General features: G+C 46.9%; 19 protein-coding genes. 10 read left to right on the top strand and 9 right to left on the bottom strand.

Translation table 11 applies throughout. The annotated features are described in order from the left end of the window. Positions 1–23: 23 nt before the first annotated feature. On the bottom strand, positions 24–1,649 hold the full coding sequence (locus FE785_RS09875) for a sensor domain-containing diguanylate cyclase (RefSeq protein ID WP_138565588.1): 1,626 nt from the start codon (positions 1,647–1,649) through the stop codon (positions 24–26). 215 nt (positions 1,650–1,864) lie between these two features. Here FE785_RS09875 and FE785_RS09870 point away from each other — a divergent pair, with 215 nt between their 5' ends. From FE785_RS09870 to coaD, 3 genes are all read left to right on the top strand, one after another. Continuing rightward, positions 1,865–2,698 carry a CvfB family protein gene (locus tag FE785_RS09870; protein ID WP_138565587.1) on the top strand — a complete coding sequence of 278 codons (834 nt, stop codon included), beginning with the start codon at positions 1,865–1,867 and terminating at the stop codon, positions 2,696–2,698. A 17-nt stretch (positions 2,699–2,715) separates the two neighbouring features. Beyond that, entirely contained in the window at positions 2,716–3,366 is a 651-nt protein-coding gene (gene rsmD, locus FE785_RS09865; RefSeq protein ID WP_138565586.1) for a 16S rRNA (guanine(966)-N(2))-methyltransferase RsmD, read from the top strand. A 123-nt stretch (positions 3,367–3,489) separates the two neighbouring features. Further along, positions 3,490–3,978 (top strand): pantetheine-phosphate adenylyltransferase, encoded by a 489-nt coding sequence (gene coaD, locus FE785_RS09860; RefSeq protein WP_138565585.1) that lies wholly within the window; start codon positions 3,490–3,492, stop codon positions 3,976–3,978. Between the two features lie 20 nt (positions 3,979–3,998). On the opposite strand, the gene FE785_RS09855 is transcribed toward coaD, so the two are convergent. Next, complete coding sequence (locus FE785_RS09855) at positions 3,999–4,475, bottom strand: hypothetical protein (RefSeq protein ID WP_138565584.1); 477 nt, start codon at positions 4,473–4,475, stop codon at positions 3,999–4,001. 48 nt (positions 4,476–4,523) lie between these two features. Next, on the bottom strand, positions 4,524–5,435 hold the full coding sequence (locus FE785_RS09850) for an HPP family protein (RefSeq protein WP_138565583.1): 912 nt from the start codon (positions 5,433–5,435) through the stop codon (positions 4,524–4,526). A 136-nt stretch (positions 5,436–5,571) separates the two neighbouring features. Here FE785_RS09850 and FE785_RS09845 point away from each other — a divergent pair, with 136 nt between their 5' ends. Genes FE785_RS09845 through modC form a run of 4 tightly spaced genes read left to right on the top strand, consistent with a single transcriptional unit; the run spans position 5,572 to position 9,057 of the window. After that, positions 5,572–6,393, top strand: a complete 822-nt coding sequence (locus FE785_RS09845; protein ID WP_138565582.1) for a TOBE domain-containing protein — start codon at positions 5,572–5,574, stop codon at positions 6,391–6,393. A gap of 42 nt (positions 6,394–6,435) precedes the next feature. After that, the gene (gene modA, locus FE785_RS09840) at positions 6,436–7,287 is read left to right on the top strand and encodes a molybdate ABC transporter substrate-binding protein (RefSeq protein WP_138565581.1); all 852 of its coding nucleotides are present in this window, start codon (positions 6,436–6,438) and stop codon (positions 7,285–7,287) included. Positions 7,288–7,300: 13 nt separating this feature from the next. Next, complete coding sequence (modB, locus tag FE785_RS09835) at positions 7,301–7,984, top strand: molybdate ABC transporter permease subunit (RefSeq protein WP_138565580.1); 684 nt, start codon at positions 7,301–7,303, stop codon at positions 7,982–7,984. Continuing rightward, on the top strand, positions 7,981–9,057 hold the full coding sequence (gene modC / locus FE785_RS09830; RefSeq protein ID WP_138565579.1) for a molybdenum ABC transporter ATP-binding protein: 1,077 nt from the start codon (positions 7,981–7,983) through the stop codon (positions 9,055–9,057). Before modB ends, modC begins: the two co-directional genes overlap by 4 nt. A 30-nt stretch (positions 9,058–9,087) precedes the next feature. Here the strand turns inward: modC and FE785_RS09825 are convergent, their stop codons facing one another. Both FE785_RS09825 and mutM read right to left on the bottom strand, forming a co-directional pair. After that, positions 9,088–11,829 (bottom strand): cation-transporting P-type ATPase, encoded by a 2,742-nt coding sequence (locus FE785_RS09825; RefSeq protein ID WP_138565578.1) that lies wholly within the window; start codon positions 11,827–11,829, stop codon positions 9,088–9,090. 73 nt (positions 11,830–11,902) lie between these two features. Beyond that, positions 11,903–12,730 carry a bifunctional DNA-formamidopyrimidine glycosylase/DNA-(apurinic or apyrimidinic site) lyase gene (gene mutM, locus FE785_RS09820; RefSeq protein WP_138565577.1) on the bottom strand — a complete coding sequence of 276 codons (828 nt, stop codon included), beginning with the start codon at positions 12,728–12,730 and terminating at the stop codon, positions 11,903–11,905. Positions 12,731–13,079: 349 nt separating this feature from the next. Between mutM and FE785_RS09815 the strand changes: the two genes are divergently transcribed. Next, complete coding sequence (locus tag FE785_RS09815; protein ID WP_138565576.1) at positions 13,080–13,283, top strand: hypothetical protein; 204 nt, start codon at positions 13,080–13,082, stop codon at positions 13,281–13,283. A gap of 81 nt (positions 13,284–13,364) precedes the next feature. Here the strand turns inward: FE785_RS09815 and rpmG are convergent, their stop codons facing one another. The 3 genes from rpmG to radC form a co-directional block, all read right to left on the bottom strand. Continuing rightward, positions 13,365–13,517, bottom strand: coding sequence for a 50S ribosomal protein L33 (rpmG, locus tag FE785_RS09810; RefSeq protein WP_138565575.1), 153 nt, complete (start codon positions 13,515–13,517; stop codon positions 13,365–13,367). An 11-nt stretch (positions 13,518–13,528) separates the two neighbouring features. After that, on the bottom strand, positions 13,529–13,765 hold the full coding sequence (gene rpmB / locus FE785_RS09805) for a 50S ribosomal protein L28 (protein WP_138565574.1): 237 nt from the start codon (positions 13,763–13,765) through the stop codon (positions 13,529–13,531). A 255-nt stretch (positions 13,766–14,020) separates the two neighbouring features. Beyond that, positions 14,021–14,704, bottom strand: coding sequence for a RadC family protein (radC, locus tag FE785_RS09800; protein WP_138565573.1), 684 nt, complete (start codon positions 14,702–14,704; stop codon positions 14,021–14,023). A gap of 96 nt (positions 14,705–14,800) precedes the next feature. Here radC and FE785_RS09795 point away from each other — a divergent pair, with 96 nt between their 5' ends. Both FE785_RS09795 and coaBC read left to right on the top strand, forming a co-directional pair. Beyond that, on the top strand, positions 14,801–15,190 hold the full coding sequence (locus tag FE785_RS09795; RefSeq protein ID WP_138565572.1) for an acyl-CoA thioesterase: 390 nt from the start codon (positions 14,801–14,803) through the stop codon (positions 15,188–15,190). Between the two features lie 2 nt (positions 15,191–15,192). After that, a complete protein-coding gene (coaBC, locus tag FE785_RS09790) occupies positions 15,193–16,404 on the top strand; it encodes a bifunctional phosphopantothenoylcysteine decarboxylase/phosphopantothenate--cysteine ligase CoaBC (RefSeq protein WP_138565571.1) in 1,212 nt (403 codons plus the stop codon). 107 nt (positions 16,405–16,511) lie between these two features. Here coaBC and FE785_RS09785 read toward each other — a convergent pair whose 3' ends face one another. Further along, entirely contained in the window at positions 16,512–17,861 is a 1,350-nt protein-coding gene (locus FE785_RS09785) for an alanine/glycine:cation symporter family protein (protein ID WP_138565570.1), read from the bottom strand. Positions 17,862–17,953 lie beyond the last annotated feature (92 nt).

The raw sequence follows: 17,953 nt of genomic DNA, 5'->3' as shown, positions 1-17,953 counted from the left end.
GGTCAAGCTGACAAACACAGTGGTTACGCCATGGTAACCACTGTGTTTCTGCCTAGTTCCTTGGCTTGATAGAGCGCCTTGTCTACCCTTTGTATCAAATGTTCAGTATTCTCGTTTTTTTTAAGCTGGGTGACACCGCAACTGACTGTCAGATGACTGAAATTTTTATAGTGGTCGCCATCGATTTTCTGGCGTATTCTCTCTGCCAGAAGAGTGGCTTTATCGATATCCGTATGGGTGGCGATCACCAAAAACTCTTCGCCACCCCAGCGCACAAACAGGTCGGTTTGTCTCAGTTCACGGTTCATTAAGTCGGAGATATGCACCAACACCTTGTCACCGGCTTGATGGCCATATTCATCATTAATGTTTTTGAAAAAATCTATGTCAAACAGCAAAACCGATAGCGGACTATCATTGATATGAGCATAGTCGGTGGCGTTAGCTAAAAACTCATCTCCGCGGTGACGATTGCTCGCTCCGGTCAGTTTATCGGTTTTGGCCAGCAGTTCGTTGCGTTGTTCGAGTTGCACTCTGTCGGTAATGTCTTTGCCGGTGGAGACAAAATAGGTGATGGTGCCTTTTGAATTGGTCAGAGGAGTGATGGTTTGCTGTTCATAAAAGATCTCGCCGTCTTTTTTACAGTTGATAAAGGTTCCCTTAAAGCTTTTTCCGCTGGTGATTGTTTGCCAAAGTTTTTGGTAAAACTCCGCGGGCATCTTTCCCGATTTGAAAAGGCGGTTATTCTCACCGATTAGCTCATTTTCATGATAGCCCGTAAAACGGTAAAAAGCCGGATTGGCGTAGGTGATAATCCCGTCTGGATCCGTGATGCGAATGAAGTCTTCGGTTTGTTCAACCACATGTGAGAACAGTTGCAGTTTTTCTTTGGTTTCATGCAAGTCCGTGATGTCAATCACGGTGCCAAGCCCGGCGAAACGGCCTTGAAAAAGAATCGTCTGGGTATTCACGCGCAGTGTTTTTTTAACACCGTTTTTGGTCGTGAATTGTATTTTCTGATAGTTTTTGGGAAAGCTTTCCCCGCTTAGACGCCGTTTGATAATTGGTTTGAGTTGTTTCTGTAGGTCAATATCCAGACCTTCCCACGGGTGCATGGTCTTAAGCTCACTTTCCCGGTAGTCGGTAATCTTTTCAAAGGCAGGGTTGGCGTATTCATAGTAATCGGTATAAATAAAAATACCCGCTTCGATGGATTGGGCGATTTGTTTAAATTTTTGTTCGCTTTCACGCAATTCGTTTTCCAGTTTTTTGCGTGATGAAATATCCATTGAAAAGACAACGTAGGCGGGCTGATTCTCCCATGACAACAGTTGAATTTTAACTTCGACAGGGTAGCACGGGGCATTTTTAGGATAGTGCCGGGTTTCGAATAATAAGCCTGTCTTTCCGTTGTCTTCGGCTTGCTGTAAAATTCGCCTAAAGGCTTCCGGCTCTAGGTCATGCTTGATGTCTAGAGGCGTCATTTGACAGATTTCATCCATGCTGTATTGGATTTTATTGAGAGCGCCCTGGTTGAGGTAAACGAATTTCAGATCGGATTTTTTGAAGATGAACACTTCGATGGAAGTGAGGTTGACCACTTCACCAAGGGTTAAAAGCTGTTCATGGTTTAACTGATAATGATTCACCGAAATTGTCTCCTTTGAAAAGCTCTCAATTCAGTGGGCGTTTGGGTCTCGATGACTAGCGGATGGCATGACATGGTTTCTATGGTATTACATTCGACCTTGTTAGAGGAGGCAATTATTTGTTTTCAATCAAGAATTGATATTCTTCTACATCCTTAACGGTTTTTGCTTAAAATGCCTGTTATTAACGAACTGCGAATGATAAAGGCTTCTCAATGGCACATATTGGATACTTGAACACCCTTGAAGTTGTTAAGGAGGTTGAGTTTGGACTCTACCTTGATGGTGCTAATTTGGGTGAGATCTTGCTACCGAAACGTTATGTTCCTGCTGGCGTAGCGATTGGAGATGAGATAGAAGTATTCGTTTACCTCGATTCTCAGGATCGTTTGGTGGCCACTACCGACAAACCTTTGGCGCAGTTGGGTCAAGTGGCTTGTTTGAAAGTGGTCGATGTCAATCGTACCGGTGCCTTTATGAATTGGGGCATGCCAAAAGACCTGTTCGTACCCTATGCCGAGCAGCGTGTGCCGATGGAGCAGGGGCGTCGCTACTGCGTCTATCTGTATCTGGATAAAAGCGGACGCATCGCCGCTTCCAGTAAATTAAGCCTTTATTTGTCTGAGCAGAGTAAAAACTTTAAAGCCGGGCAAGCGGTTACCTTGTTGATTGTCTCACAAAGTAAAATGGGCTTTACCGCAGTGATTGACGGTACTCATTTGGGCTTGTTGCATCATAGTGATCTGATCCAGCCATTGAAGATCGGTCAGCAGTTGAACGGCTATATCAAAGGCATCCGTGATGACCGTAAAATCAATCTGACGTTACAGCCTAGCGGGGCGCAAGCGCATGATGATCTGGCGGATAAGATTATTGCAGATCTGCGTGCAAATGATGGCGTTTCCAGTTTAACGGATGCTTCCAGTCCGGAAGAAATCTTCCAACGTTTCCGTGTCAGTAAGGCGCGTTATAAAAAGGCGCTAGGCCGACTTTATAAAGCGAAAAAAATCGACCTTTCAAAACAATCTGTCCGTCTATTGGAATCCTGAATATTTAGGTTTTTTCTATGGCTGGCAAATCCGGTAAAGCACATCGAAATTCGGCAAAACAAAACCAAGGCCGCTCCCCTCTGCGCGGCGGCGGTGAGGTGCGCATCATTGGTGGTGACTGGCGTGGCCGCAAATTACCGGTACTTGATGCCGAAGGCTTGAGGCCGACTTCGGATAGAGTAAGGGAAACCCTGTTTAACTGGTTACAGTTCGATATTGCCGGCAGCCGCTGTCTGGATATGTTCGCAGGTTCCGGAGCCTTGTCATTTGAAGCCCTGTCCCGAGGTGCTGCGCAAGCCACTTTATTGGAATTAAATGGTGCCAATGCGAAACAACTGCAAACCAATTTAAAAACCTTAAACGTCAATCAGCCAGCAACCAAGGCCACGGTTGTTCAGGCCGACAGTCTGCAATGGTTGCAGGGCTGTACAGAGCCGCCATTTGATATCGTTTTTATCGACCCGCCTTTTCATCAGGGCTTAATGCAGCAGAGTATCGATCTGTTATTCGCCAAGCAATTGATTAAAGCCGATGGCTGGCTTTATCTTGAACAGGAAAACGACTTGCCGTGGCCGCGATTAGTCGATGGCTGGTACTGCCATAGAGAAAAGAAAACCTCACAGGTCAAATTCGGTTTATTCGCATTTGATGAGTGTGCCGCTAAATAACTTTTGCGGGCTTTTACCTGCTTTGTTGTGCATTTTAGGGCGGTTACCGTAAAATACCTGCAATACAGATTCAATATTACAGCGCTTTAATGCAACGCTTATAACGATTTTCTAAGGAATACTATGGCAATTACGGCGGTTTATCCGGGAACCTTTGATCCAATTACCAGTGGTCATTATGACTTGATTGAACGCGCGGCACGTTTTTATGAACGGCTGGTGATCGCAGTGGCGGACAACCGTAATAAGAATTCGTTATTCAGTCTGGAAGAACGGGTTGCTCTGGCAAAGCAGGTCACGCAGCATTTACCCAATGTCGAGGTAATCGGTTTTGAAGGCTTGTTGGTGGATTTTGTTAGGCAGATTGAAGGCAATGTGTTGTTGCGAGGTTTAAGAGCGGTTTCCGACTTTGAATATGAGTTTCAACTGGCGTCAATGAACCGCAAATTGGCTCCGGAAGTGGAGACCATGTTTATGACTCCGGCTGAGCAATATGCGTTTATCTCTTCTTCTTTGGTGCGTGAAATCTGTGCTTTGGGCGGAGATGTCAGTGAATTTGTTCACCCGGCGGTTGGCGAAGCTTTGGCGCAGAAGTATCAAAACAGGGCTTAACCTCTTTTGTTAGTTGGCGCTTAAAGTCGGTTGATGGTTTCCAGATTATAAGGAATCTGGATCTGCTTGCCATTCGGCTGGTCGATAATCAAAGTAATCTGCCAGAGCATTTTCTGTGTGGTGCAAAACGCCAGCATTGATGTCCCTATATAGCGTTGCACTTCATTGTTCTGCTGTGTTTTTGCCAAGGTCAAAGGCACTCGGTTATAACCCATATACATGCTTTTACCGGAAATATCGATTTGAATATTACTGACTTCCAGGTTCTTGGTGTAGACCTCTATGCCTAAGGGACGTGCTATCGGAATCGGGTGCGGGCTGATTTTCAATGAGACTTCGGCGCCTTGATACTGATTGGTACAAGTGTGCCGATGCAGGTTGCACTCATTATTGACCGGCCACAGTGTGACACTGTCATCAACGGATTTATCGCAGCCGCTTATAGCGACAATCAATGTGGCTAAGCAGATAATAAGTGTGAGTTTGACCTGTTTCATGCCTGTATCATAATCAATTTTTGATTGGCAGACTAGCGTAATCTTTGACTAATCCCTGACTGTTTTGCGCTGCCACTGGCCGTTGTTTTCTTCCATTTCATAAAGTGCCCAGTTGGCGAACTCTTGTCGTGTCACGCAGTCGGTGCGTTTCGGCTCTGTACCGGCGATCTGGCGAAAAATCACATAGTCGTTTTGATTATTGTCATCGGCCGATTCATCGATAATCTGACGCATGCTCCAATGTTTACCGAATTGACCATTGCTGTAGATGCCGCCAAGTTTGATGTCAGCGGCGTTTAACGGCTGTCTGTTGGCGTGAATACTGGCTAGGTTAAAGATGCGCTGCAGTTCGGCTTCATTGACATCAACAAAGGTATCGATCTCTTTCAGGGCGGCAAGAAAGTCTTCATGAGAGAAGTGCTGGCTTGGTAGCGGGAGGTTGTCTTCTGGCTCGGTTCGGTTATGCCAGCTGTTCGGATAACGGCGCCAATGGAATAGATTATTGAAGGCGATAGCAATCAATAGAATCACCACTATATTCAATAACACCGGGGTGATGAGGAATTGATATCCGATATCGCTGATTGCGGCGCCGCCGAATACCGCGGTTAATGCGGTAGCGCCGCCCGGAGGGTGAATGCAATCCAGATAATACATGGCGGCAATGCTGAGGCCTGCCGCAATCGATGCGGCGATAATTTTATCGTCAATCAAAAGCGCGCAGCTCACGCCGATCAGTGCCGATATCATGTGTCCGCCAAAAACCGGCCAAGGTTGTGATAAAGGGCCTTTAGGCACGGCAAATAAAAGTACGGCCGAAGCGCCCATTGAAGCGACAATCGCCCAGCTGTTGTCTAAACCGAGAAAGGTTTGGCTAATCAAAAGAATAGCGAGAATAGCAAGCAGTCCGCCCAAGGCGGAAATGAGTTTTTCGATATGGCTGGTTGTATTCATTGTCATGACCTTCGTTGGTTGCGCCAATCATGGTACTGAGCTAACCATGGGAAGGCAAGTGTATAACGGCGAGGGATATTGACTGAACCGGCTAAATCCCTATAATGAAAGCTATATGTACTTAAGGTAATAACGCTTGCTTATGACTTCACAATTATCGCCCTCTGAGCAGTTGGTGCAGAGCTTTATTATGGGCTCAAAACATTCGCAGTCAGGTCAGCGCCGTTTGGAGCTGTTGGGCAAGATCGATGCGCTGGGTTCATTAAATGCAGCCGCTAAGGCCTGTAGTATGAGTTATAAAGGCGCTTGGCAGGCGGTCGATGCGATGAACCAGCTGGCCGGTGAGGAGCTGGTGATTAAGCAAAAAGGCGGTTCTGGCGGAGGAGGCATGCTGCTGAGCGAAAAAGGCCGTGCCTTGCTTAATGCTTATCAGCTGTTCAATGAGCAGATGCAGAAATGGCTGCATCGATTAGAGGAGATGTCGCCAGAAATGATGGGACAGCTTGAACTGATGAAAAAACTGTCGATGCGTACCAGTGCCAGAAATCTGTTTTATGGCACCGTGACTGCAATTGAGCAGGGGGCTGTGAACGCAGAGGTGTTGGTTCGGGTCGCCGACGGTTTGGAGGTCAGAGCGCAGATTACCTTGGATAGTTTGGAGCGATTACAGATTGTCCAAGGCAGCAGTGTGTTCGCGCTGATAAAAGCCAGCTGGGTCATATTGATGAATCCTCCGCAAAATGATGGCAAAATACAGATCAGTGCCGGCAACCAATTTTGCGGGGAAGTTGAGCAGATTGATCAAGGAGCGGTCAATAGCGAAGTCATGATCGGCTTGTCACAAGGACAGAAAATCTGTGCCCAAGTTAGCAATCAAAGTGTAGCTGAACTGGAGCTGCAGGTAGGCAAAGCGAGTTGTGCATTGGTCAATGCCAATCAGGTATTATTGGCCGTTGCCGATTAGACCGATTAAATTTTTATAAAGTTGAATTATAGGTAGAAGATAATGAAACGCGGTTTGCAATTAAAGAGTCTTAAAGCTCGCCTTAACAGCTATCGTTTAGTTAAATTGGCAAGCATTAAGACAATGTTTTTTATCGTGTTGGCGACACTGTCTTTTATCAGTCCGCAGGCCAATGCCGTTGAAGAAAAGAGCATCCACATTGCCGTTGCCGCCAATTTTCTGGCGACTTTGCGCGCCATTAGCAGTGAATTCACCTATGAAACCGGCATTGAAGTGCATCTGTCTTCCGGAGCGACCGGTATGCTGGCGGCACAAATTCAGCGTGGTGCTCCGTTTGATCTGTTTTTTTCCGCCGACCAGAAACGCCCCAAAATGCTTGAGCAAAAAGGTTTAACCGAGCCGGGTACGCGTTTTGATTATGTTAAAGGTCAACTGGTGCTTTGGTCGCCGAACCCGGCTAGAGTGCGTGCCGATTTAACGAATTTTGATCTCAGCAATGAGAATTTGCGCTTTGTCGCCATTGCCAACCCTAAAACGGCGCCATACGGCGTCGCCGCGATTGAAGTCCTGAAGCATTACGGCCTTTATGACAAGCTTAAGCGGCAGGGTAAACTGGTGCAAGGTTCCAATATCGGTAAGACCTTTCATTATGTGATGACCGGTAGTGCACAGCTTGGTCTGGTCGCCAAATCCTATGTCGTCAATCCTGAGCATGTCACCCATGGTGACGTATTCGATATCGATAGTAAATTGTATCCGCCGCTGTTACAGCAGGCAGTCGTTTTGAAAGGGCGTAAAAGTGCTGAAGTAGAGCAGTTTTTGAGTTTTTTCAAGTCGCCGAGAATGCAAGGATTGATCGAAGAATATGGTTATGCTGTGGTTGATAACCTTTAATGGATCGCACTAGATGTTATTGACTGATCAGGATTTTCAAGCTCTCTGGATTACCTTGCAAGTGGCTTTTTATACCACGCTTGTGCTATTGATTATCGGCACGCCTTTGGCGCTCTGGCTGGCAAGAATAAGCGGATCGAAAAAAGCCGTGTTTGAGGCGCTGGTGGCTCTGCCTCTGGTATTGCCGCCGACTGTCTTGGGTTTTTATCTGTTGCTGGCGATGTCGCCCGACGGCGCGATTGGTTCTTTATGGAGTGCGTTCGGCTTTAATGCTTTGACCTTCTCGTTTTTGGGAATCGTAATCGGTTCGGTAATCTATTCACTGCCCTTTACCGTGCAACCTTTAATGCAAGGATTTGAGCAATTGGGCAGTCGTCCGTCTGAGGTCGCCGCGACTTTGGGAGCGGGGCCTGTTGACCGTTTTTTCAGTGTCACCCTGCCTTTGTGCCGTCGTCATTATCTGGTTGCCGCAACCTTAACGTTTGCCCATACGGTGGGGGAGTTTGGCGTTGTTCTGATGATTGGCGGCAATATTCCGGGGGTGACTCAGGTGGCTTCAATTGCCGTATATGATCATGTCGAGGCGATGGAATATACTCAGGCACATGGCTTGTCGCTGATTCTGTTACTGGTCAGTTTATTGGTGTTGATTGTCGTTTACGGGCTCAATCGCCGAATAGAGAAAAAGCTGGCATGAGTTTAGCGGGCAACTTAAAACTACGCAGAGGCCAGTTTGTGCTGGATACCGGTGAGTTTATTATTCCTTCGCAGGGGCTTACCGCGATCTTCGGTCATTCCGGTAGCGGAAAAACCAGTTTTTTACGTGCCTTGGCGGGCTTTGAAAATGAAGTTGAAGGCCGACTGAAGTTTGTCGATGAGGTTTGGCACCATGAGCAGACTTCGTTACCTACTCATAAACGTCAGCTCGGTTATGTTTTTCAAGAAGCGAGCCTTTTCGCTCATTTGAATGTTTTGGATAATCTTAAATACGGTTTAAAACGCGTGCCGAAAAACCGTGAATGCCAGATTCATTTCGGTGAGGTGGTCGATTGGTTGGGTTTGCAGGAACTATTGACGCGCAGCGTTCAAACTTTATCCGGTGGCGAGCGACAAAGGGTTGCGATTGCCCGAACCTTGTTGGCACAGCCCAAGGTTTTGTTGATGGACGAGCCTATGGCGGCTTTAGACCTGTTTGCCAAACGCGCCATTATGCCTTATCTGGAACGACTTCGAGATGAGTTGAATATTCCCATTGTTTATATCACCCATTCGCCTGAAGAGGTCGAACGTCTTGCCGATACAGTGGTATTTATGCAGGACGGGTCGATTACCCAGATCGAGCCGATTGAACAAGCCTTGAATCGTGCCGGAACCCCGCTCTATCAAAACCAGCAACCACGTGCGGTATTGGCCGCACAGGTAACCAAGCATTGTGATGATGGTCTGACCGAGCTGCAGATCGCTGAGCAAACGCTTTATATTCCGCATATCAAAGAGGCGGTCGGTCAAACGGTACGAGTCGTGATTGCCGCTGAACAGGTCAGTTTAATGGCGCAACAACCGCAGCAAAGTTCGATGTTGAATCACCTGCCGGTAATGATCGAAAGCATTGATGAGCATAATGATTACAGTTTGTTGCTGAAACTGCGCCTGGAAAATACTCTTTGGCCGCTTTTGTGTCTATTGACCAAGCGTTCACAGCAAAAACTGCAGTTAGAGCCTGGCCAGCATTGGATTGCCGCATTGAAATCAGTCTCAATCCTCAACTGATCTTTTCGGTTTAACACCATTTATGCTTGTTCAAGGCTGGCCTAAGCCTTCACGTTGATAACGGTAACGTTTTTCCAACTCGACAATTGCATAGATCATCAAGCTTGCCAGCAAAATCGCCAGCCATTGCAAAAGATTCAAAGGTGAGCTGCCAAACAGATGATTCATAATCGGGTGGTAGGTAAAGAATAGCTGTACCAGTATCATTAACACTACTCCTAGCAGCAGCCAAGGGTTGGAGAAAAAGCCGATACGGAATATCGAATACCGTAAAGAACGGCAGTTGAACAGATAGAAAAGTTCGGCAAAAACAAACATATTCACCGCCAAGGTTCTTGCCACTTCAATCGGGTATTGATGGGACAAGGCCCAGTAAAACAGAGCATAGGCGCAAATCAGTATCAGGGCGCTTACAGTGATAATACGTAAAAACAGTTCGCCATTGATAATCGGCGCGTTGGGCTTACGCGGTTTGCGGCTCATAATGCCGGGCTCTTTATTTTCAAAGGCGAGCATCATGCCAAGCAGCAATGCCGTTGTCATATTTATCCACAGGATTTGCACCGGCGTAATCGGCAGGGTGATATTGAGTGCGATGGCCGTCATAATCACCAAGCCTTCCCCGGCATTGGTCGGTAGCGTCCAAGTAATGAACTTGACCAGATTGTCAAACACATTGCGTCCTTCTTCTACAGCGGCTTCAATGGTGGCGAAATTATCATCGGTGAGAATCATGTCGGCCGCTTCCTGAGCGACTTCGGTGCCTCCTTGTCCCATGGCAATACCGATATCGGCCTGTTTGAGTGCGGGGGCGTCATTAACACCATCACCGGTCATAGCCACCACGTGGCCATCGGCTTGCAAGGCTTCGACAAGACGTAGCTTCTGTTCCGGCATGACGCGGGCGAAGACCGATGAATATCGCGCGGCAGCGCGCAGTTCTTCGTCATTGAGTTCGGCCAAATCCTTTCCGCTGTAGGCATAATGCTCTTGTTTGCTTTGGCTGGCACCAACCAGACCAATTTGGCGGGCGATGGCTGTGGCGGTAATCAGATGGTCTCCGGTAATCATCTTGACTTCAATACCGGCTTGCTGGCAGGCTTGTATTGCAGTAATCGCCTCGGGTCTGGGTGGGTCCATCATCGCTTGCAGGCCAAGAAAAATCAGATCGTTATCGATTGACTCATGGGTTAAATGGGTAATCTCCGGCGCAATATGTTTTTTGGCAAAAGCCAGTATCCGCAAACCTTTTTTTGCCATGTGATCGATATTGTCGAGAATCTTTTCGCTATCCAATGCGACCCATTGATTGTCCGCATCCAGGGCATATTTGCAGCGCTTTAAAATGCTTTCCACCGAGCCTTTGATATAGATGGTATTTTGCGCTGGCTGAATTTCTGCAGAGTGATGCAAGCTTGCCATATAGCGCGTTTGGGATTCAAAAGCCAAGCTATCCAGTCTCGGATAGGATTGCTGTAAATAGGTTCTATCAAAGCCTGCCTTGGCGGCTGAAATCAATAAGGCCGCTTCGGTAGGGTCGCCTTCCACCAGGGTGGTTTCCGCGTTGCGCAGTAGCTGGGTGTCATTACATAAAAGCCCGGCTTTGAGGGTTTCTAATAGCGCTTGATTCTGTAGAGGGTTATCTTCATTGCTCGGCAAGTTTTCCGCAGGTAATATCTCGCCGTTGTCGTCATAGCCGCTGCCGGTTAACTGGTAATTGATGTCGCCGGCATAGAGTTGCTGAACTGTCATTTTATTTTGTGTCAGGGTACCGGTTTTATCGGAGCAGATCACGGTAGTGCTGCCTAAAGCCTCGGTGGCCGGCATTCTACGGATAATGGCATGATGTTTCGCCATCTTGCTGACCCCGATAGCAAGCATAATCGAAATGGCCGCAGGCAAGCCTTCGGGAATGGCTCCCACCGCTAGGGCGACCGATGCCATAAAGGTCTCACTGAGAGAATCCCCTCTTAGCCAACCGGCGACAAGCGTCAAAGCCGCCAACAGTAAAATAATCTTTAGCAGACGTTGGCTGAAAAGCGAAATCTTATGGGTAAGCGGGGTCATTAATGTCGGTGCTTCGGCAACCAGTCGATTGATTTTGCCGATTTCGGTCGTATCGCCGATATTGACGACAACCCCTTTGCCGGTGCCATAGGTGACTAGCGTAGAAAAGTAGGCCATATTGCTGCGATCTGCTAGCAAAGTGTTCTCCGCGAGCGTCATTTGCTGTTTGTTTACCGCAACGGATTCGCCGGTCAAGGAGGATTCATCGATTTGCAGGTTGCGACAATGCAGTAAACGAATATCGGCCGGCACTTTTTGACCCGATTGCAGTAACACCACATCGCCAGGCACCAGTTGAGATGAATTTACGCTGATTTTTTTACCGTCACGTAATACGGTGGCGCTGCCTTGCATGTGTTTACTTAAAGCATCGATGGCTTGCAGGGCTTTGCTTTCTTGAATGAAACCGACAATGGCATTAACCAGAATGACGCCGAAAATGACACTGCTATTGACCCATTCCTGTAATAAAAAGGTGACAATTGCGGCGAGCAGTAATATATAGACAAGGGGTTGATGGAATTGCAGCAGAAACAGCATCAGCGGGCTTTGATGCTGTTTAAGGGTTAATTGGTTGGCGCCATATTCCTGCTGGCGATTGAGGACGCTTTTGCTATCCAGACCGTGTTGATAATTGCTTTGCAACCGTATTTGCAACTCATCAGGGTTGAGATGATGCCAGAATTGCGTCTGTTTGGGTTGCATGACAGCCTCCGTATGCGGAAAGTGCTTTGCTTTTCATCATATCAATTCTGTTGCAAAGCGAAAGGTGTCATGGCTATTTTTTCTGGCATTTACGGCAGAAAAAGCTCGCTCTTTGGTTTTGTATAATGCGTTCGATGGTGGCGCCGCACTGGGGGCAGCTTGCGCCATCCCTGCCGTAGACATTGAGTTTTTGCACAAAATAGCCGGGTTTACCAGATGGCGATAAAAAATCTTTCAGCGTGGTGCCGCCTTGTTCAATAGCAGCGGCCAAAACCTGTTTAATATTGTTAACCAAGGTTTCGCACTGTTTTTTAGTCAGCTTGCCGGCCAATTTCTCGGGATGAATTCCACTCAGAAACAGCGATTCATTGGCATAGATATTACCGGCGCCAACGACAATATTACTGTTCATGACAAAGCTTTTAATGCTCATTTTGCGCTGGCGCGACAGTTGATAGAAATAATCGCTATTGAACTCATCCGATAAAGGTTCTGGACCGAGTTTGCTAAGCAATTTATGTTCACTGACACCCCCCTCGTTGATATCGTGCCAGAGCACGGAACCAAAACGGCGTGGGTCGTTTAAGCGGATGACAAAGCCGTTTTTCAAAACTATGTCGACATGATCGTGTTTTTGCACCGGGCTGCCCTGTGGCAGAATGCGTAGGTTGCCCGACATACCCAAATGAATCAGCAAGGTGCCTTTTGGGGTTTGCAATAACAGGTATTTTCCGCGACGACCGATATTGTCGATGGTGGTATCTTTGAGCAGGGTGGCAATTTTTTCAGGAACCGGCCAACGCAGTTTGCCATTGCGAATAATGATCTTCTCAATGGTTTGTTTTTCGGCATTAGGGCGAATGCCTTGGCGGGTGGTTTCGACTTCTGGTAATTCAGGCATGATTCGATTACGGGTATAGCTGTTAATAAGCTCTGTATTGTATAGAAATTATGCTTTGTTGAGTAAGCTTTAGCGTTTCAAGACATCAGCCTTGAATAGGCTTATGGCATTGATAATGCTTTAAAAATAAGGCGTATAAACGCCGGTCTCAAATGTGTTGTGCGATTTGCAATAGGCTCATGAATTTGTTATTTGGCCGATAACGTTAGTAACAGAACAATAATACCTTTGCCAGAAAGCAAACCACCAAGGGAAAATATTCACAATTATAAGGTCGCTTTTCAGGTGTAAGGCATGCAACTCAAATAGATACAAGAGCGCGACTGATCACAGTTGCCGGGAGGTGCACATGTCACACTACAATGTAGAACATAACGGTCAATGTTATGTGGTCTTAAAAGATGGCAGCGAAATTATGGCGTTTGTTGACTGCGCCGCCGCTTATGAAGCAAAACGCAATTTCGAACAGAAATCGATTGTTCCGACTGTTGAGAAAATTCCGCCAGCAATGAGATTTGCCAAGCAGGTTTTATACGGTAAGGCTTTTGGCTAATTCATTCGCCAAAAGATTCTTTTAGGCATAAAAAAACCCGGTCTTTTGAACCGGGTTAGTATCAAACCATCTGGATAAGATTTATTTGATTTTGGCTTCTTTGAACAAGACATGTTTACGAACGACAGGGTCGAACTTCTTGATCTCGAATTTCCCAGCCATGTTCTTTTTATTCTTATCCGTAGTATAAAAATAAGCAGACTCTGTAGACTGTAATTTAATTTTATCGCGCATGGTTAGTCTCCTTAGACCTTCTCACCACGTGAACGCATATCTGCGATCACAGCGTCAATTCCGTTCTTGTCGATAATGCGCATACCTGCAGAAGATACGCGAAGTTTTACAAAACGGCTTTCAGCTTCTGACCAAAAACGGTGCGAATGCAAGTTTGGTAAGAAACGACGACGAGTTTTACGGTGAGAGTGAGAAACATTGTTACCTACAACTGGACGCTTTCCAGTAACTTGGCATACTCTAGACATTTCACAATCCCTCTAAAACAAATTGCAAACCTGAATCGGTCGGCAAACAAAATAAAAATATTCGAATATTTCTATATTAATCCAGCTATTTGCATAGCAAGAAAAACAAGAAGCGGAATTATGCATAAATTCCGACGCGATTGCAAGTTTATTGCGGTTTTATTTTATCTTGGCGAAAACGGATTAATCGTTGATATTTATGGTCTTAGCGGCTTTTGTTGAGCCTTGGCCTAGGCGATTTGCTTTTGTGGGCAATTAATCGGGCATTTGTTGGTGCTCTGCCATCGAATGCCAGCGTCCGTGATTGCCGATAATAATATGATCCAACGTACGGATTTCCACCAGTTTCAGCGCTTGGCTCAAATGACGGGTTAATTCTATATCGGATTGACTCGGTGTCGGATCCCCGGATGGGTGATTGTGGGTGAGGATGACCGCCGCTGCATTATACGTCAAAGCGGTTTTAACGACTTCTCGGCTATGCACTTCAGCTTGATTTAAAGTGCCTTCGAATAATATGCTCAATCGGATTAGTTGATGTTGTTGATTGAGTAGCAAAAGCCCGAAATTCTCCCGCTGAAGATTGGCCAATTGATGCTGTAGATATTGGGCGGCCAATTCCGGTTCGGAAAAACTGTCAGTCTGTTTCAGTGCCGATTCAAAATGGCGCCGTGACATCTCCAGTACCGCTTGCAGTTGTGCATATTTGGCAGAGCCTAAACCTTTGGCCTGACAAAATTGTTTTTCATCGGCCTTTAATAAGTTATGCAGGTTGCCAAATTCGCCTAATAATTGTTCAGCCAAATCCACCGCACTTAAGCCTTTGACACCGACACGCAGAAAAATCGCCAGCAGTTCACTGTCGCTGAGGTACTCTGCGCCAAACTGCAATAGTTTTTCGCGAGGTCGGTCATTTTGATGCCAGTCTCGGATCGACATTGCAACCTCCAAATATCGCCTTTTATTTCAAGAATTTGATAAGATGTTGCTCTATTTTTAAGCTTCTATACTAAGTACAAAGGCGCAGTAAGGCAAATGTTTCGAGTTGATTTAAGGGTTCGCGATTACGAATGTGATATTCAAGGCGTGGTGAATAACGCCGTATACCAAAATTATCTGGAACATAGCCGTCATGAATTTTTGACGAATCATCAAATTGATTTTGTCGCCTTGGCGAAACAAAAGATTCATTTAATGGTGATCCGTGCCGAGCTCGATTACAAAGATTCGTTGCAGCCGGGTGATGATTTCTATATCACCGTCGAGCTAAAGCGCGAATCTCGCGTAAAGTATGGATTTGTGCAGAATATCTACCGCAAGGCTGATGATAAATTGATGTTGAAAGCCTACGTGATTGGTGTGGCCTTAAACGAACGAGGCCGCCCGACCGCATTTGCCGACTTTGATAATTTATTGAGCGAATAGAGATGAAAGTACTGCTTGGCGTTACCGGTGGCATTGCCGCTTATAAAGCATTGGAACTGACCCGCTTATACATAAAAGCAGGGTTTGAGGTGCAGGTGGTGATGACCTCTGGTGCCAAGGAGTTTATTCAACCCTTGTCTTTCCAAGCCTTATCCGGTAATCCGGTGCGAGACTCTTTATTCGATGCCAATCAGGAAGCCGGTATGGGGCATATCGAGCTGGCGCGTTGGGCGGATATTATTGTTATAGCGCCGGCTTCGGCCGAAACCTTGGCACGTTTATGTCATGGCCGTGCCGATGACTTGTTGAGTACATTGGTTTTAGCCAGTGATCGTCCGCTATTGGTTGCTCCGGCAATGAACCGCTTGATGTGGGCCAATGCCGCAACTCAAGAGAATATTGAACTGCTGAAGGCTCGAGGGTTGCAGATTATGGCACCCGGTTCTGGCGAACAGGCCTGTGGTGAAGTCGGTGAAGGCCGTCTGCCGGAACCGCAACAGATTTTCAATGCCAGTCAAGAGGTGTTGGCAAAGGTCTCGGCGAATGCGACAAGACAGCAAAAGCTCAACAACTATTGGCAAGGGCGCAAATTATTGATTACCGCCGGGCCGACACATGAAGCGATCGATCCGGTGCGTTTTATCGGCAACCGCAGTTCTGGAAAAATGGGCTTTGCCATTGCTGAAGCCGCCGCTAAAGCCGGGGCGCAGGTCACTTTGATTGCCGGGCCGGTAAGCTTAAAGAGTTCGCCGGATATCGAGCGTGTCGATGTGCGCAGTGCCGAACAGATGTTTGCCGCAGTGAAAGAGCATTATCAGCAGCAGGATTGTTTTATCGGTGCCGCCGCGGTTGCCGATTATCGCGTCAAAGAAGCTGCCAACGAGAAAATAAAAAAGCAGGATGGAGTCGATGAATTAACCCTCGAGCTGGTGAAAAACCCGGATATTATCCAGTGGGTCGCGGCGCAAAAAGACAAACCGTTTGTGGTCGGTTTTGCTGCCGAAACCAATAATCTGATTGGCTATGCCAAGGATAAATTAGCACGTAAGAACCTGGACATGATTTGTGCCAATCTGGTTGGAGAGAGTTTGGGGTTTGAAGCGCAGGATAATCAGTTGACCTTCATTACCAACAATAAAGTCGAGGAAAATCCTCTGTCGGATAAGCAAGATCAGGCATTGGCCTTATTGGCGTTTATTGCCGGTAATAATTAAGGCTATAGATGGTTTTTTGCAGTTTGCCTGACCAGGCGCAGAAGGCAGAAGATAAAAGACAAAAAAGATAAAGGCGGTGCATGACATACCATGCACCGCCTTTTTATTTAACGCTGATTATCAAGGTAATCCTGAGTCATTTTAATAATGACCGGAGATAACACCAACAACGCAATCAGGTTAGGAATCGCCATTAAGGCATTGAGTACATCGGCAAGAATCAATACGGTATTGAAGTAATCCGACAAAACCGCACCGGCAAAAATCGCGGCAATCCATAGCACACGGTAACCGCCAATGACTTGGGTACCGGCAATATATTCGGCACAACGTTCACCGTAGTAACTCCAACCGATCAAGGTGGTAAAGGCAAACACCGCAAGACCGACAGCCACAATCATGGCGCCAATATCAGAATCCAGACCGGTACTGAAAGCCAAAGCGGTCAATGGAGAACCGGTTTCACCGCTTGTCCAGACACCTGTCACCATAATTACCAAGGCCGTCATGGTACAGATGATAATAGTATCGATAAATGTTCCCAGCATGGCGATATGCCCCTGCTGAACCGCATTGTCGGTTTTAGCGGCCGCATGTGCGATAGGTGCGGTACCCAGACCGGCTTCATTGGAGAATACCCCGCGAGCGACACCGAACTGAATTGCTAGGATAATGCTCGCACCGGCAAAGCCTCCCGCTGCGGCATGGCCGGTAAAGGCACTTTCGACAATGGTGATTAAGGCGTTAGGTAAGGCATCAATGTGTAAGACAAGAATATAAAGTGAAACGACGATATAGAGTACCGCCATAATCGGCACCAAGAAGGAGGCGGTTGTCGAGATGCGCTTGATGCCACCAAATAGAACCAAACCAACGAGGATAACCAAGCCGATAGCCGTGACTTTATTGTCGATATCAAAGGCGGTCTCTAGCGCACCGGCGACGGCATTGGCCTGTACCATATTGCCGATACCGAAAGCGGCGATAGTACCGAACAGGGCAAAAGCAAAGGCCAGCGGCTTCCATTTTTCTCCCATACCGTTTTTGATGTAGTACATAGGTCCGCCCACATGGCGTTCGTCTTCATCCACTTCACGGTATTTTACCGCCAGCAGCGCTTCACTGTATTTGGTTGCCATACCGACCAGTGCGGTAATCCACATCCAGAAAATTGCACCAGGACCACCGATAAATAGCGCTGCGGCCACCCCGGCGATATTACCGGTACCTACCGTAGCCGCCATCGCGGTCATTAAGGCGGCGAAAGGACTGACATCCCCTTCTTTTTTAGATTCGCGGCCTTTCCACATCAAAGAAAAAGCGTAGAACAGGTGACGTAGAGGCAGAAATTTCAGCCTAATGGTCAAATAAACACCGGTACCGAGTAACAATACCAGCATGACCGGTCCCCATGCCCAACTACTGGCGGTGGACAAAATGCTATTGATGGTCTCCATTGAGTATCCTTTAAAGAGTGATTCTTAGTATTTACGCGGATATTTTGGCACATTGACAGCCGCTTGAGAAATAAAGCGTACTTTGTCTTATA

The organism is Thiomicrorhabdus sediminis, assembly GCF_005885815.1.
Lineage (GTDB): Bacteria > Pseudomonadota > Gammaproteobacteria > Thiomicrospirales > Thiomicrospiraceae > Thiomicrorhabdus > Thiomicrorhabdus sediminis.
The sequence above is the reverse complement of the archived record's forward strand: the minus strand, read 5'-3'. Positions and strand labels throughout refer to the sequence as shown.